Consider the following 14,022-nt stretch of genomic DNA (forward strand, 5'->3'; position numbering starts at 1 on the left):
CTAATTTCAGATAAAGGTACGCCGTTCATTTTCACAGAGTAACCATCTGTAGCTAATTTACAGTAGCTAGGAAATCACGTAACCATTGTTTTATAGTTGCTGGATGATTTGAGTACCCCAACAATACTTTAAGCTGTGCGTCTAAATTTATGGTTGTTTCTATTACATCGTAAGGTTGAGTTTCCATGTTCTAATCCTTGATTCTTAGACCTCCTAAATCCGTGTAATTACCTTTAGCTAGTCATAAAAATAGCTTAGTTTCAATCTCTATCGAATTTAGATACATTTTGGTGTTTGGTATGGTAGGGTATTTAGCAGGTGACTAATTCCTTTGCAGCTTTTAAGGTCTGTAAGTCAGTACCCTTAATAGATTTAATTCCAATTCTGACTAAATCATTCTGGCTAACGCCTAAACGCGCACTTTCACTTTTTAATAATTGGATAGTATCATTGTTCATTCTGATACTTCTAACGGTCGATATTGTCTTAGTCATTAATTGTAATACATAAAAACTACTATAATACAAATATAGCATAAATAAATGGATTATGAAGAACCATGAACATACAAAATTATTTTATACGTAGACATCAATTTAACAGGATGAAAGTGTCAAGAGTAAAAACGAATACTATAGAGAATACGCCACATATTAATAATGGTGTACCAATCGAAACTAGACCACAAATTCAAGGATTAGAGTACAGTTATAAACCAATATTGACTACTTTTGCTTTGATGGCAGTACCTTTATTACCAACTGCTAACCTCTATTCAGATGAGCTGCCTACAAGAATTGTTGCATTACGTATCAAGGGAAAAAACCAACCTTTGACAGATGACGAAAAGAGAGAATTAAGGGATTTTTACAGTTTTGCGAATCGTAAGAATTTACAGCAACAGAGAGAAGACAATGGTTTTAGAAAGCAGGTTATTGGGGAGTCTTTTAGAACTGTTAGAAAATTGATTTAAATAAAACCCCTAGCTGCTACTCTAGGGGTTTATCAGTTAGAAAATGATTGAAAGCTTACCGTAACTTTACTGGAAAGTTATATCTCTTTCACTATGTCCCAAAATTTCACTTAAAAGAATTTTCTGAGCTAATTTTAATGCTTTAATATCGCCTTGTGCTTCTAATTGAGAGTGTGTGTAAGGCTAGCTTGCAGCATAAAAATAGGCTCAGGTTCACAGGGTATACAGTCTTGGCAATGAAAGTCAATCGGCATGGACGCGTCAAAAGTTCTGACTCAGCAAGAGATACAGCTTTAGACGCAATGATTTAACCCAGATGAGTAATGCCCACATTCCATTACGGGTAATTCAGTAGATATCAGGGCATAAGAATTTGGAACAGTTGCAGGGTTATCGATGCTTTCTCCAGTTGGGAGACATGGATTTGAAGACATTTCTATTATGAAGAAAACTACTCTAGAGTAATTATTGCTAAATAGGTGTGATTTTCCCTTGTAGCTTCAAAAACTAAGTGTTACTATTTACTAGTAAATTGCATATCTACTATGAACAATAATTCTCAAGGAAATCAAAGTAATCCAAACAATCAACTTATAAGTATTTCTAACACTAATTCTAATACAGGTGGATATGTAACTTTACCTATAGCTTCAGACCAATTTCAAGAGTTTATTGTAGCTCTTTTAGGAAGACCGCAAACTATTGAGAAAGTAATTGCTGGAAATTTTGAGTTAAATTGGAATGATATACAAAATTTTAATGATTTAATAGACCAAAGGTTAACTCAACAAAATCAAGCTGTTCTTATTAGTTTTCAATCTAAAATTTATTTTAATGATGATTCATCTATACTATTAAACTCTTTTCAAGAATTGATTACTTATCGGGAAATCAGACCAATTATTCCAACAGCTTTGGATATGAGTTGGGATTATTTAATTCATTTTAATAATAAACAACATCCAGAGAAACAAACTATAGATATACACATACAGACGGCTTCTCATGAATTAGCTGGTATAGCTAGAAATAAAAGGAATGAAATAATGTTAGAAAATTATAATATAAATAAAAATTTTATTCAATTATCAATAAAATATACAGCTAGAACATGGGGAATAGATATGCAATCTCTACTAGCTTCTCAAATAAATTCTCTAATAAAAATAGAAAATAGTCAAAAAAGATTTGTTCATAAACATAGTACATTAATTGGAGCCATTTCTGGCACAAGTTTTTTTCTAGGTTCTATTATAGGAACATATTTAGCTAGTAATGCATTTATAAAAAATCGATTAAATAAAGTAAATTATGATTTAAACATAATACAAACATTACCAGAAAAAATAAATATAATTGCACAATACATAGTAAATGGAGAAACACCAAGATATTACTTATTAGCAGCTATTTATATATTGCTTTCATTAATAGCATCTTTTATAATATTTGCAATAGTTATCGATAAAGCAAATAATGAAAAGAGAAGTTTTATTCTATTAACAGATAAAGCAATTCAAGATAAAGAATCTACTCTGAAAAAAATAGATGAAAAATGGAAAGAGTTTATATTGTCTATTGTGATTAGTTTTATAGTAAATGTTCTATCTAGCTATCTATTTGCTTACATAACACGTTGATACTATAGCAGAATTCTGATAAGTAGGTATAAAAAATCCCTACCGTCCAGTGGCAGCGAATGAAGCTCTATAAGGTGGTCGCCTACCATCTTTTAAATACGGAATTATCCCGTATTATAAAGTCATCGCAAAAACCGAGGACTTGACCACCTTTTAAATAGGCTTTAAAAGCCTGTTATGAGATTGTTGTATTTTTCTACAACCTGACCATTGTTAAAAGGGGGAAAATTCCCCCTTATGAAGTTGTCGAAAAATCCGACAACTTGACCATCTCTAAAAGCTTAGGTAGGTACAAAAAGTGACTAAATAAATACTTTATCTTTTTATAATGTATAAATGTAATAAGTACATTTTAGATTAGTAGTAAAAATAAATTTTATCTATATCAATTTTTAAACGAAAAACAGGAACAATAAAGCAAACTTCCGTAAAACCAATAAACTAATTATGCTCCAACAAACAATTGTAAGTGACACTGAAGAACTAAAAGGAGAGATAATCGAAAATTTGAATAACAATATAAAATTAGAGAATATAGACCCCAATCAATTATTAGTAATAATAGATTTTGCATTAGAGAAAATGAAAGAACTAGATGAGTTAGAGTTTATACTTTTCATAGATAAACGTATAAAGGAAATTAAAGAAAAAAGATACGGTTTAAAAAATATAAAAGAAGATTAACTCATTCTAAAATATTCTTTTTAACCCTAGTAATAACTGCTAGGGTTTACATTTAAGGAAAAGTATACTTAGAAAATTGTCATCATTAATACAAAGTATTTGACTTTTTAAAAAGTACTACATTTGAGTATAAAGTAGTAAAATAAAAAATGGACGTAATAAAAATCCCTGCTTGTTACTAGCAAGCAAGGATGTTTCGGAAAATCAAACTAAAACAAATGAACCCCTTTGTTATCTAACAAGGGGTTTATTTTTGACCGGGTGTAAAATATCCTATTGCAGCACCAATACTAAATGTAGCCATATTTAAGAAGGCTTGGCGGCTATTGGTATCTACAAATGCTAATCCGAGAAGACCTAATAAAGAAATCACAGCTACAGTAATTAATGCTACATCTCGGAAAGATGGTTTTACTTTAAAAATCATGGACTGTTTATTGTTGATACAACAGTTCAATACTATCTTATTAGCGAATATAAAATGTAACAGAAATAGTATAAATTATTTAAGTATTTACTAGTAAGTATTAAAGTATCTTTATATGTATATAGCACATCAAAAATCGCATAACGCGAAATTCAGTATATCACAAAAGAAAAACGTAACAAGTAATATAATTATATATTTAAATAACGCTAAAATGGGCGTAAAGTCGAAGCTTAGGCAAAACAAAATATTATTATAAATTCCTTTTTTAAGTTATTTAGTAATGAAAACAACGTTGTTTATTTCTTGTATATAAAAACACGCTTAACTTTAAAAGAGTGAATACTATTAAGCAATAATTCTTAATTAATATTTACAAAGTCCTTAAAATCTCATTTCTTTAACAGTAATATATGCTGCAAGTGTTTAGATTTTTGGTGTAGGATACGTAGATAGTAAATTGTATCCAGTACGTAAACCCTAAAAATTTGAGAAAAAATTTAAATAATTCATAATCATAAGGTTAAGTTATATACTTTGCCATATTTTTATATTGATGATAGCAAATTGTTATATTTATACTATTGTTATGGGGTCATATTATGGATGACTAAGGCTAAATTACAACAGTTAAATGATAAAAGATACGAGAATTAAGGTTGATATCCCTAATGATGTTAAAAATAGTTTAGATAAGTTGAGCGTCAAAACTGGCAATAGTAAAGCAGCGTTAATTAGACAAGCTGTAATTGAGTTAATCCAACATTACAAAGATAAAGGTTTAATTGAATGAAAAAATTTTCAGTCACTCATTAATGCATTGACCTAAGTAAGTCTTTAAACTGCCTAATCAAAACTACCAAAGAATAAATAGAATGTTCTCACAACCATTTAAACCCGCACTGAACAAAGATGGTTATGCAAGACTGACTTTCATAGGTTATGAAGTCAAAGTAGGTTATCGGGATAACGGTACAGAATGGAGTATGTTCTTACTTAACTTTGTGGTTAAAGGTGCTATAAGAGGTACTGACAAAATCATCCCAATCACTAAGGGGTTTTAGCTACGACCCTGACAACTTACTAGGTTTAACGCTAGGTAAGCTAGGTTTTGAATTGCCTGAAGTAGGCACTACTTTAGATGAAGAAGGTTTTGAAGTAGCTGATATTGATGAAGATGATGAAGGTTTTGCGGTAGAAGAAGGGATGTAATTAGATATTCAAGGATATTTAGAGTCAATTGAAAACAATGTCTACATTGCTAAGATAAGCAAGGCTACTGAAGGTAAGCGTAAAGGATTCTGGCAGATAGATGCTAAAACCATCCAACTGTTTAAAGTGGCTGATAAGGTTGCTGATAAACCAGTTGATAAACCTGTTGAGAACAACGGTAAAGACAATAGAAATGGTCAAGATAAAAATAAAGAAACTGTAAATAAATAATAGCAGTTTGTCAAATCAAAGTTAGTCACTGTAAGGATTGTGGCACTATCTGTAACAAGATAGTGTTTTTTATTGGATTTTTGGGAATTATATATTTTGAAGTTAACTAAATATAAGTTTTATGAAAATAGATTTTGACTGGCTAAATCGTATTGGTATTGTTCTTAATTTTCTAGCTGGTTTTATGTTGGCACCTGACTTAATTGGGAAAGATAAAGCACAAATTATTGAAAATTATATTGATAGAATAGCTACTTTTACAACTAACTCATTAAGAAACAGAATTCATCAAAACATATTAAATGAATTTAGTAATACAAATCTACGACCACTTTATTACTTCGCTTTATCCTTTTCATGGTTTATAACAATAATTTTCTTTTCGGCTGTAAAAATAGGTATACAACCAGACTTACTTTCAGCAATATTTATGCGTTTTATGAGCTTATATTTCCTAATAACATCTGTATATGCAACTTTTATACTTGTTCCTTTGTTCTTAATAGATATTGCAAGAACAATAGAAAACTTAGCAGAAAAAGATAATACTTTCACTAGTTTATTAACTATTGGAGGGATAATATTTTTTATTGTGGGTAATTTATTTCAATTCATAGCAAGTTTTAAATAACCCAGCAACTAGCTTGACGATAGTTATCTCTTATTGAGAATAATTCCTTCCCCGTAAGCTTTAATTTTAAAAAATAGGCTCTACGGGGAAAGTAAAAATGGCTTAACCATGCGGGTTCTAGAGGTCGTGTTCTCCTATTGGAGAAAAAACAGCGAATTTTATTCAAAATAAATCTAATCACTAACCAAATATTTCCACCAAGCAAATCATTTTGAAATAAGTTGCCAGAAACCATGTACTCATAATTAAATAGCACAAACCTCGTTTATTTGATTTAAACGAGGTTCGTACAGAAGTATTAATCAAAATATTAATCAAAGTATGAATAGCTGTGGTTTAACGATTTAACCTTTGTACAACTCCGTCAATTGTGTCTGTTTTTAATGCTACTGGGTCAATTTGAATGCTCAGTATTGTGTTGCATCTTGGGCAGTTATAAGAAATACAATTCCATGCATCTTTGCCATTTACCTTTCCTGCAATATTTTCAATATTTATTGAAGTAATTATGGAATCACATTTTGAACATTTTCCAGCAACCATCTTTTATTTCCAAACTATAGTTCTAAGATGGTATAGATGTACTAATAAAAAGTTAACCGTATAAACACTTAAAATTATTTTAATAAATTATGGAAATATAGGTTTACTAAAGTAGTACTACTTATAAGAACTTGGATTCTAGTTAGCAAAATAAAACCCCGTCTATTTAATTTAAACGAGGCTAGTATAAATTGCAACTTAAGTTTAATAGCTAATTTTAGTTTTCGTGATAATGCCCTAAATCAAAAGCAGCAATGATGTGACTACTGTTTATTGTTGCAGTCGGGTAAGTTGAAGGTGCGATTAAAAAAGGCATATTTGAGATGCTTAGAGGTGGGGTGCCAACTAATAAATTTACTTCTATCCAGTAGGAACCGTCAGGCATTAAAGTAACTTCATTTATTCTACTAATCCCAATAACAGTACCACTTGTAGTAAGTAGACCATAGTAAAATTCGTCTTGTCTAAGTCTTAGTTTAATCCAAGGTGGTAAATTTTCTTCAGTAGGAGTCAGTTTTTGAGTTTCTTCAGACATGGTGATTCTCCTTAGCAATATCAATCTAGTATTCCCGTCTCTAAATTAAAAACTCTACTTTATTTTTATTTGATTGAGTAAGTTATGAAAACTGGGCTTTACCAAAGCTATAGAGAAAAAGCATTCTGCAATCTATCAAACATAGCGCTTTTAAACAGAATTACTTATTAAAACTTGGCAAAATAGAAGCTTGCCAATAGTAGCAAGGTTAAAGTTCTGGACAGTGTGACCGTGATTATTCCTTGGTTTTTAACTTCCATACCATTTACGCTTACAGCACTACTCCATCTAAAAATGGTCATTATAGGTTCTAACTTATGAAAATGACTATGAACCTGAAACAAAAAATAAAGACTGTGTAGCTCAATCTGAGAGGAGTTATTTACCACAGGATAGCTGCTACAAGGCTATAGCAGATTTGCCTTACATCTTAATGTTTCCCAGTCGGAGTAGTTAAATAACGTATGGAAAGTAGAAATGAGACATTTTCTAACACTATTTTTATTAGTTTATAGAGTCCCGTTTCCTTTAGATTCTCTAGCAAGCATAAAAATTTGCATGGCAATATACTGAAGTATGTAAAGTATGCAACTTTTAGCATAGTAAGTGTGCATTATCTATATCTAGGTGATGTTAGTTTTCTAACGCAAAAGCGTCTATGCAATACTACGCATATATTTATCACGTACTTATACATAAGATGAAAATATGCAAAACTGAATTTTTATAATTAATTAAAATAATAAAATTTTAAGTTTTAAATGCCTCCGGTGGTTGTTAGATACAATTTTGTTATTCTATATAAGAATTTTATAAATAAATTTAATATGCAACTTCTATGCAACTATGCTGCTTTGACACGATACTGGTAGAGTACACCTCAGTTATGCAAATAGCAAAAGACTGTTGATATATAAGCACTCTAATAGTCAGTGCTTATTGAAAAACCTGCCAATCTTTTAAAAAGACTAGCAGGCATGGCTTATCATCAATCGGAGCGGCGGGATTCGAACCCACGACCTCCACTACCCCAAAGTGGCGCGCTACCAAGCTGCGCTACGCCCCGGTCAGAATTACTATCATATAACAAAACTCTCAGATAATCAAGAGGCTCATTTAAAAAACTTTAAGCATCCCAGCTGCTTGCAGTAAATCTGGAACCGCAGAAGCGCTCCATTTACCCTCTACACATCGCCCTGTAGTCAAAATGAAGCACAGACTGTAATCATGAGGATAGCCTTCTACCTCCATCCATAATAAATCGCTTTCGGCTTCACAAGCAATTTTTTCCTCTTCCATTAATTCCGTTGCAAGTTGCTTCATGGTGTCTGCTAACTGTGCTAGTAGACGGCAAAAATCATTCAACTCGGCTTCGGTTAACTCAATTGCCCAATCATCTGTACCGACTAAACCTTTAAATTCAGGTGCATGGGGATTCCAGCCAATACGCCAACCAAATCCGGTTTTTACAACGCGTTCCATATTTTAGTTAAAACTGAGGAGTTATAAGTTAGGAGCTATGAATTTACAACTTATAACTCCTAAATTTCCCACTATCTAAGTAGTTCGGCACCCCCTCGCTGGGATGGCTGTGGGGTAGTTGATCTACTAGGATTAGGTGCGGTATTCGGTTTAGGAGATAGGGTATTTTGAGAAGTAGGATTAAATATGTTGACTAAGACTTGCACTAGGGCATCTCGCTGGCTGCGGGTGAGACGGGTTATGGCTTTGCGATCGCCTTCCATAGGGTTTTCCCGTAGTGAATCATAGCCTGGATAGGTAGTATCATACATAATTTCATTCGCCCCCAGGTAATCAGCTAAAGTCAGCTTCCAATCTAAGCGATAAACTGGGGCCCGCCCTTTGGTATAAATGTGATATCTAATCAGGCGATTTGCCAGGGTGCTGTTTTCGGCAACTTTCCCATTTTCTTTGCTAATATACTTGTTTTCTCGTGGGAAATCTGGCAATTGCTGGTATACCAACTGCCAAACATCACTAGGTGTGATTCTCTGAGCATAAGCAGGTTGGATACTAAACAAACTTGTATATATTGATTTGCCCGCCCCTGAACTCAAAGCAATTACACCCACTACCATTAAGGCAGTGAGTGTTTGCCAGGACTTGAGTAGGGGTTGAATGAACGATTGATGTTTGCTCATCCTGCCTTCTCTACAGCCTTTTTTTATAGTTCGCCAATAATCTCTGGTTGAGTCAATTCATCGGACATTTCGATAATTGCTCTTAGCACTGGCTTCATCATCGCATCTTCGTTATTTTCAAAATCTTCATAACGCCGACGTTTAGCACGATTGGCCACCTGAACCGTAATGCGGTAACGATTTGAGGCTGCACTAATCAGTTCCTCAGCTCGGTGCATAATCTGAGACTGAGTTGTCTCGAACTTAGAACGCTTTAGCATAATCAGTGGTTCTTGGGGTCATTCCCCAGTGTAGCAGTACTGATAAATCTGTTGCCGTGTATTTAATCGCCAGCAACCTTTCTGTTGATAGAGGCTAAGAGCCTTCTAGTCATTTTATAAGTTACTTATAATACTATCTGACTAAAGTCACACATCCTTATGGCTGACCTTGTGGAAACTGCTATCAATGCGGGAAACTTCAATACCCTGGTGAAAGCTGCTCAAGCTGCAAATCTTATAGAAACTCTAAAGAGTCCTGGTTCTTTGACACTATTTGCACCAACTGACGAAGCTTTTGCCAAGCTGCCAGAAGGAACTTTAGATTCCCTAGTAAAAGACATTCCCAAGCTCCAGAAAATTGTGGCATATCATGTCGCTAGTGGGGATGTTCGGTCTGATGATTTGGTACAGATTAATGAGGCACAGACGCTTGAGGGGTCAATTGTAGCCATTGAATCTGCTGATGGCAAAATTAAAGTGAATAACGCCAATGTTATCAAAACGGACATTTTGACAGACAATGGCGTGATCCATATTATTGATGAGGTATTGATGCCTGCAATGGTTGCCGGAAAATAAGGGCATTGGGCATGGGGCATGGGGCATTATTTATTCTTTCTCCCCCTGCCTCCCCTGCTCCCTTATCCTCCTACTCCCTACTCCCCACTCCCAGGATGCAGCCACTGCGTGCGGGAAGAGTTAATGACAATTGCTGAGTTTCTTCTTCACCCTTCCACTCAACTTCAGCAGTACCATATAACAGCTGGTTGGGTTGAGTATGCAAACTAGCCACATCTACATTTGCAGTCGCTGAACTTGTACCAGCGTTGATGGCAATTATCAATTCTTCTGTGCCTAAAGTTCGTGCAAATATATAAAGTTGTCCTTGAGCATAGAGGACTTGGTAATCACCTGTACGCAAGGCTGGGTAAGTTTGGCGGATGGCAATTAATTGACGATGAGTATTGAAAATTTCTTGATTCCAGTTAGCCTCTAAAGGAAAGCCACGCCGTGAGTCGGGATCTATACCACCAGGTAAGCCAACTTCATCACCATAGTAAATACTGGGGGCACCGGGAAAGGTGAGTAATAGTAGAGTCGATAATTCTACACTCGCTATATCACCGCCTGCAATGGTCATCAATCGGGCTGTATCGTGACTTGCTAACAAATTGAGTTGAGTTAGCTGAATTTCCCAAGGATAAAGTTGCAGTACTTCTTGGATTTTGGTGGCGTACTCGGTGGCAAATAAGGGTGGGTAGGGTTGATAGTCGCGGCTTTGGACTTGTTCTAAGACTACGCGATCGCCAGCTGCAAAAGCAATTGTCGGCCCAGCAAATAAATAATTCATCACGCCGTCAAATTGCGTTCCATCCAACCACTGGCGGGAATCTCCCCACACTTCGCCCACAATATAAGCTTCGGGATTAATGGCTTTAGTGCGATCGCGGAATTCCTGCCAAAAACCAGGAGTTTTTATTTCAAATGGTACATCCAATCGCCAACCATCAATGCCGAATTTAATCCAATATTCGGCAATTTCCATAATGTATTCTCGTACTTCTGGATTGTCGTGGTTAAATTCTGGCAAGGCGCGATTTCCCGCCCAACCCACGTAGTTTGCAGGGAATTCACCGTTATAAGGTGAAAGGGGCCAGCCTTCTATTTTGAACCAATTCACCCAAGGCGAATGCGGGCCATTTTCTAAAACGTCGTGGAAAAAGAAAAAGCCACGGCTGGAATGGTTAAATACCCCATCCAGAACGACTTTGATATTCCGTTGATGAGCTGCATCTAGCAATTCCTTAAAAGCCTCGTTGCCCCCCAGCATCGGGTCAACTTGATAATAATCGTGGGTATGATAGCGGTGATTACTGGCGGATTGAAAGATAGGTGTGAAATAAATCGCGTTAATCCCCAAATTCTGGATGTAGTCTAAATCCTCCATGATGCCCCATAAATCCCCGCCTTTATAACCTTGGAGGGTTGGTATAGCGTCCCAATCTTCCCAACGGGCTTCGCGCAACAGTCGTTTGCGCGGCTGTTTGCTTCTGGCAAAGCGATCTGGGAAAATTTGGTAGAAAACAGCGTGCTTTACCCAATCTGGTGTTTGAATTTGCATGAATAACTTTTTGTACGTTCAGAAGCGATCGTTGCAAATATTAGCTTCTTTATGGCTCTTACTTATGATAGAGAATCTGTAATTTGCCAGTAGTTATTAAGAATTTATACCAATTTAACTATTTTGGCTACAGGAATCTTCTTTAGATTTTTGCGAAGCTAGGTACAATTCAAAGAGCCTTTTTGCCTATTGCCTATCGCGCTTCAGCACACAGAAATCAAAGAAGATTAGTATACAACTTTTTAGTATTTAATATTTCTTAAATTTATCTTTTTTATTTATTACTTAATTATTCTTAATTTTATTTTTTTTAACTTTGTCCGTAATGATTTAGGCAAATAGTGAATTAGTTTAATAGCTCCATAAAAATTACCTGTTAGCTCAGTCTTGAGTAATTCTGAGATGCGTCTGCTCAAAGATGTCTTATAAGTACAGAAAATCACTATTAGGAGACATAATTCAGGAATATGAGTTATGAATTAGCAATTGTCTTAGGAATTATTTCCCGCTTCCTAAGCTTATTTGATGTTATCTATAAAAAAATAGATAACTATAGTCGCATCAAATAATCAAGGCGAACAAACTGCATAGTCTGCATTAATGCCAAAGCGACTTATGCTAATAAACTACTTTGCTTGCACCCAATAAATTGAATTTGAGGTAAAAATGAGACACGAAAAACTTTCTCCCGGACTACTGTTGGCATTTCAAGACTATCAAAATGAGGGAGATAAAGCTTTAGTTACACACAAGCGATCGCTTGGCATCATTGCCCACAAAAGCCCAGTCAAGCCAACAAAGAGCGTCGTTTTTATCTATTGCGATCCTGATGCAGACTTGAGTTATTTATCACAATATAACATTGAAGTCAATCAAAACTCTGGGAGTGTGCGGACGGCTTTTTTACCGATAGAAAGTTTAGATGTCTTGTCTGAAGAAGATGTTATCCAACGCATCAAGCCATCACGCAAACTTCATTTGAGGATGGATACTGCAATGGGAGCAGTCAAACTCCCGGAGTTCCAGAACAAAACTGGACTGACTGGTAAAGGAGTAATCATCGGCATTATAGACAGTGGCATTGATCCGAAACACCCCGCCTTTGCTGGACGAATTTTACACATTTGGGATCAAACACTGCCAGGGCCAGGAGTAACGGAAGGCGGCTATGGGGCGGAATTTACGGGAGCGCAACTGACAATTTCTCAGGATACTGGCGGTCATGGTACTCATGTTGCCGGAATTGCCGCCGGTGCCGATGCTAGCTATGGCGGTGTAGCACCAGAAGCGGAATTAGTTGTTGTCAGGTCAGATTTACAGGATGCCCATATTGCTGATGGTGTGCGTTACATTTTCCGAATTGCTAGAGAGTTAGGACGCGCAGCCGTGGTGAATCTCAGCTTGGGTGGACACGCTGATGCCCATGATGGTAGTGATTCCTTATCCAAAGTTATTGACGCGGAAACTGGCCCTGGAAGAATTGTTTGCTGTGCTGCGGGTAACGAAGGAAACGATAACATTCATGGACAAGCGATAATACCCAGTGGACGCACTCGTGGTATGCGCTTTAATGTTCCTTTGAATCAAATAGGCATAGTTTGGTTAAACGCCTGGTATTCCAAAGACAGCGAATTAGAAGTGTCTGTGCGGAGTCCTAACGGTTTTGTCACCCCATTCCAAAAAATAATTACTGACGGTAATGCCGCACAAGATTACCAGTTACCAGATGCAAGGGTGCAATTAGCGACACCAGCGCCAGATAAAGCCAATGGCGACCATAATTTCTTTGTACAAATCCGGGGTATTGGCTCCTCGCCAGTTATGGGAGGTGTTTGGCAACTGCGAGTTCGCAACAGTTCTGCAACTGACACACGTTTAGATGTATGGACATTAGATGACACTTCATCAGTGTTTTTTACAGGTAAAAGCGTGAAAGATGCGCTAAAAATTGGTTCGCCAGGAGCTGCCAGCAGTGCAATTACAGTTGCCGCCTATACTACTAAAACCAAGTACACAGATATTGATAACCAAGTGCGAGAAATGGGATTAGAATTGCACACTATTTCGGAATTCAGTAGTGAAGGCCCACTCCGAAATGATGGACACAAGCCGGATGTAGCAGCACCAGGAGCAATGATTATTTCCACACTTTCTGCCGATGCAAATTTTGACCGCTCATCGATGATTAATTCCAAGTTTGTGGTGCAGGCTGGTACGAGTATGGCGACACCATTTGTTAGTGGGTTAGTAGCATTACTATTGCAGCGAGATCCCAATCTCGATCCGGCTGCTGTGAAAGACTTGCTACGTAAAAATAGTGCAATTCCTGGAAAACCCACAGGGACATTTGATGAGAAATGGGGTTATGGAGTGATTAACGCTTTAAATCTGTAATTAGCCTCAGAGATGCGATATGTTTAACACATTTAACACAATAAATATATCGCGTCTCTTGAAGATTATACAGCTACCAAATTAAACAGCGCTAATTAAAAAAATGCTGACTTAACAGAGGCAATTTAAATCGGAATAACTGCTTTAGATGCTGATTTTTAAAGAGCAACTTTGAGCGGTACTTTCATCGAGAAAGGGAATATTAATA

General features: G+C 35.9%; 16 protein-coding genes and 1 tRNA gene. 8 read left to right on the plus strand and 9 right to left on the minus strand.

From position 1 onward, the window contains the following. Positions 1 to 311 precede the first annotated feature (311 nt). Complete coding sequence (locus H6G86_RS06470; RefSeq protein ID WP_190933631.1) at positions 312 to 458, minus strand: hypothetical protein; 147 nt, start codon at positions 456 to 458, stop codon at positions 312 to 314. Between the two features lie 101 nt (positions 459 to 559). Here H6G86_RS06470 and H6G86_RS06475 point away from each other — a divergent pair, with 101 nt between their 5' ends. The 3 genes from H6G86_RS06475 to H6G86_RS06485 all read left to right on the plus strand — a co-directional run bounded on the left by H6G86_RS06475 (position 560) and on the right by H6G86_RS06485 (position 3,297). Further along, the gene (locus tag H6G86_RS06475) at positions 560 to 973 is read left to right on the plus strand and encodes a hypothetical protein (protein ID WP_190933632.1); all 414 of its coding nucleotides are present in this window, start codon (positions 560 to 562) and stop codon (positions 971 to 973) included. A gap of 545 nt (positions 974 to 1,518) precedes the next feature. Beyond that, positions 1,519 to 2,613: a hypothetical protein gene (locus H6G86_RS06480; protein WP_190933633.1), complete on the plus strand. Its 1,095-nt coding sequence runs from the start codon at positions 1,519 to 1,521 to the stop codon at positions 2,611 to 2,613. Between the two features lie 447 nt (positions 2,614 to 3,060). Then, on the plus strand, positions 3,061 to 3,297 hold the full coding sequence (locus H6G86_RS06485) for a hypothetical protein (protein ID WP_190933634.1): 237 nt from the start codon (positions 3,061 to 3,063) through the stop codon (positions 3,295 to 3,297). A 247-nt stretch (positions 3,298 to 3,544) separates the two neighbouring features. Here H6G86_RS06485 and H6G86_RS06490 read toward each other — a convergent pair whose 3' ends face one another. Then, complete coding sequence (locus tag H6G86_RS06490) at positions 3,545 to 3,724, minus strand: hypothetical protein (RefSeq protein ID WP_190933635.1); 180 nt, start codon at positions 3,722 to 3,724, stop codon at positions 3,545 to 3,547. 634 nt (positions 3,725 to 4,358) lie between these two features. Between H6G86_RS06490 and H6G86_RS06495 the strand changes: the two genes are divergently transcribed. The 3 genes from H6G86_RS06495 to H6G86_RS06505 all read left to right on the plus strand — a co-directional run bounded on the left by H6G86_RS06495 (position 4,359) and on the right by H6G86_RS06505 (position 5,798). After that, positions 4,359 to 4,517 carry a ribbon-helix-helix protein, CopG family gene (locus H6G86_RS06495; RefSeq protein ID WP_190933636.1) on the plus strand — a complete coding sequence of 53 codons (159 nt, stop codon included), beginning with the start codon at positions 4,359 to 4,361 and terminating at the stop codon, positions 4,515 to 4,517. A gap of 82 nt (positions 4,518 to 4,599) precedes the next feature. Continuing rightward, the gene (locus H6G86_RS06500) at positions 4,600 to 4,788 is read left to right on the plus strand and encodes a hypothetical protein (protein WP_190933637.1); all 189 of its coding nucleotides are present in this window, start codon (positions 4,600 to 4,602) and stop codon (positions 4,786 to 4,788) included. Between the two features lie 500 nt (positions 4,789 to 5,288). Continuing rightward, complete coding sequence (locus H6G86_RS06505; protein ID WP_190933638.1) at positions 5,289 to 5,798, plus strand: hypothetical protein; 510 nt, start codon at positions 5,289 to 5,291, stop codon at positions 5,796 to 5,798. A 336-nt stretch (positions 5,799 to 6,134) separates the two neighbouring features. Here H6G86_RS06505 and H6G86_RS06510 read toward each other — a convergent pair whose 3' ends face one another. The 6 genes from H6G86_RS06510 to H6G86_RS06535 all read right to left on the minus strand — a co-directional run bounded on the left by H6G86_RS06510 (position 6,135) and on the right by H6G86_RS06535 (position 9,298). Continuing rightward, on the minus strand, positions 6,135 to 6,341 hold the full coding sequence (locus H6G86_RS06510; protein ID WP_190933639.1) for a hypothetical protein: 207 nt from the start codon (positions 6,339 to 6,341) through the stop codon (positions 6,135 to 6,137). Positions 6,342 to 6,558: 217 nt separating this feature from the next. Continuing rightward, positions 6,559 to 6,876 (minus strand): hypothetical protein, encoded by a 318-nt coding sequence (locus H6G86_RS06515; RefSeq protein WP_190933640.1) that lies wholly within the window; start codon positions 6,874 to 6,876, stop codon positions 6,559 to 6,561. A 992-nt stretch (positions 6,877 to 7,868) separates the two neighbouring features. After that, positions 7,869 to 7,942: transfer RNA gene (locus H6G86_RS06520), tRNA-Pro, on the minus strand. Between the two features lie 50 nt (positions 7,943 to 7,992). Next, positions 7,993 to 8,358 carry a DUF1818 family protein gene (locus tag H6G86_RS06525; protein ID WP_190933641.1) on the minus strand — a complete coding sequence of 122 codons (366 nt, stop codon included), beginning with the start codon at positions 8,356 to 8,358 and terminating at the stop codon, positions 7,993 to 7,995. A 71-nt stretch (positions 8,359 to 8,429) separates the two neighbouring features. Then, positions 8,430 to 9,038, minus strand: coding sequence for a hypothetical protein (locus tag H6G86_RS06530; protein ID WP_190933642.1), 609 nt, complete (start codon positions 9,036 to 9,038; stop codon positions 8,430 to 8,432). 23 nt (positions 9,039 to 9,061) lie between these two features. Further along, positions 9,062 to 9,298: a DNA-directed RNA polymerase subunit omega gene (locus H6G86_RS06535; RefSeq protein ID WP_012412301.1), complete on the minus strand. Its 237-nt coding sequence runs from the start codon at positions 9,296 to 9,298 to the stop codon at positions 9,062 to 9,064. Between the two features lie 159 nt (positions 9,299 to 9,457). Between H6G86_RS06535 and H6G86_RS06540 the strand changes: the two genes are divergently transcribed. After that, entirely contained in the window at positions 9,458 to 9,877 is a 420-nt protein-coding gene (locus H6G86_RS06540) for a fasciclin domain-containing protein (RefSeq protein WP_190933643.1), read from the plus strand. A gap of 70 nt (positions 9,878 to 9,947) precedes the next feature. Here the strand turns inward: H6G86_RS06540 and H6G86_RS06545 are convergent, their stop codons facing one another. Further along, a complete protein-coding gene (locus tag H6G86_RS06545) occupies positions 9,948 to 11,420 on the minus strand; it encodes a glycoside hydrolase family 13 protein (RefSeq protein ID WP_190933644.1) in 1,473 nt (490 codons plus the stop codon). Positions 11,421 to 12,086: 666 nt separating this feature from the next. Between H6G86_RS06545 and H6G86_RS06550 the strand changes: the two genes are divergently transcribed. After that, on the plus strand, positions 12,087 to 13,814 hold the full coding sequence (locus tag H6G86_RS06550; protein ID WP_190933645.1) for a S8 family serine peptidase: 1,728 nt from the start codon (positions 12,087 to 12,089) through the stop codon (positions 13,812 to 13,814). The last annotated feature ends 208 nt before the right edge of the window (positions 13,815 to 14,022 follow it).

This window comes from Nostoc sp. FACHB-133, from assembly GCF_014698055.1.
Classification (GTDB): domain Bacteria; phylum Cyanobacteriota; class Cyanobacteriia; order Cyanobacteriales; family Nostocaceae; genus Nostoc.

Excerpts from the sequence above, each read along its gene's own strand:
- H6G86_RS06490 (WP_190933635.1), bottom strand. The coding sequence starts at position 3,724 with ATGATTTTTAAAGTAAAACCATCTTTCCGAGATGTAGCATTAATTACT.
- H6G86_RS06535 (WP_012412301.1), bottom strand. The coding sequence starts at position 9,298 with ATGCTAAAGCGTTCTAAGTTCGAGACAACTCAGTCTCAGATTATGCAC.
- H6G86_RS06545 (WP_190933644.1), bottom strand. The coding sequence starts at position 11,420 with ATGCAAATTCAAACACCAGATTGGGTAAAGCACGCTGTTTTCTACCAA.
- H6G86_RS06550 (WP_190933645.1), top strand. The coding sequence starts at position 12,087 with ATGAGACACGAAAAACTTTCTCCCGGACTACTGTTGGCATTTCAAGAC.
- H6G86_RS06480 (WP_190933633.1), top strand. The coding sequence starts at position 1,519 with ATGAACAATAATTCTCAAGGAAATCAAAGTAATCCAAACAATCAACTT.
- H6G86_RS06530 (WP_190933642.1), bottom strand. The coding sequence starts at position 9,038 with ATGAGCAAACATCAATCGTTCATTCAACCCCTACTCAAGTCCTGGCAA.
- H6G86_RS06485 (WP_190933634.1), top strand. The coding sequence starts at position 3,061 with ATGCTCCAACAAACAATTGTAAGTGACACTGAAGAACTAAAAGGAGAG.
- H6G86_RS06510 (WP_190933639.1), bottom strand. The coding sequence starts at position 6,341 with ATGGTTGCTGGAAAATGTTCAAAATGTGATTCCATAATTACTTCAATA.
- H6G86_RS06540 (WP_190933643.1), top strand. The coding sequence starts at position 9,458 with ATGGCTGACCTTGTGGAAACTGCTATCAATGCGGGAAACTTCAATACC.
- H6G86_RS06495 (WP_190933636.1), top strand. The coding sequence starts at position 4,359 with ATGATAAAAGATACGAGAATTAAGGTTGATATCCCTAATGATGTTAAA.
- H6G86_RS06515 (WP_190933640.1), bottom strand. The coding sequence starts at position 6,876 with ATGTCTGAAGAAACTCAAAAACTGACTCCTACTGAAGAAAATTTACCA.
- H6G86_RS06505 (WP_190933638.1), top strand. The coding sequence starts at position 5,289 with ATGAAAATAGATTTTGACTGGCTAAATCGTATTGGTATTGTTCTTAAT.
- H6G86_RS06475 (WP_190933632.1), top strand. The coding sequence starts at position 560 with ATGAACATACAAAATTATTTTATACGTAGACATCAATTTAACAGGATG.
- H6G86_RS06470 (WP_190933631.1), bottom strand. The coding sequence starts at position 458 with ATGAACAATGATACTATCCAATTATTAAAAAGTGAAAGTGCGCGTTTA.
- H6G86_RS06525 (WP_190933641.1), bottom strand. The coding sequence starts at position 8,358 with ATGGAACGCGTTGTAAAAACCGGATTTGGTTGGCGTATTGGCTGGAAT.
- H6G86_RS06500 (WP_190933637.1), top strand. The coding sequence starts at position 4,600 with ATGTTCTCACAACCATTTAAACCCGCACTGAACAAAGATGGTTATGCA.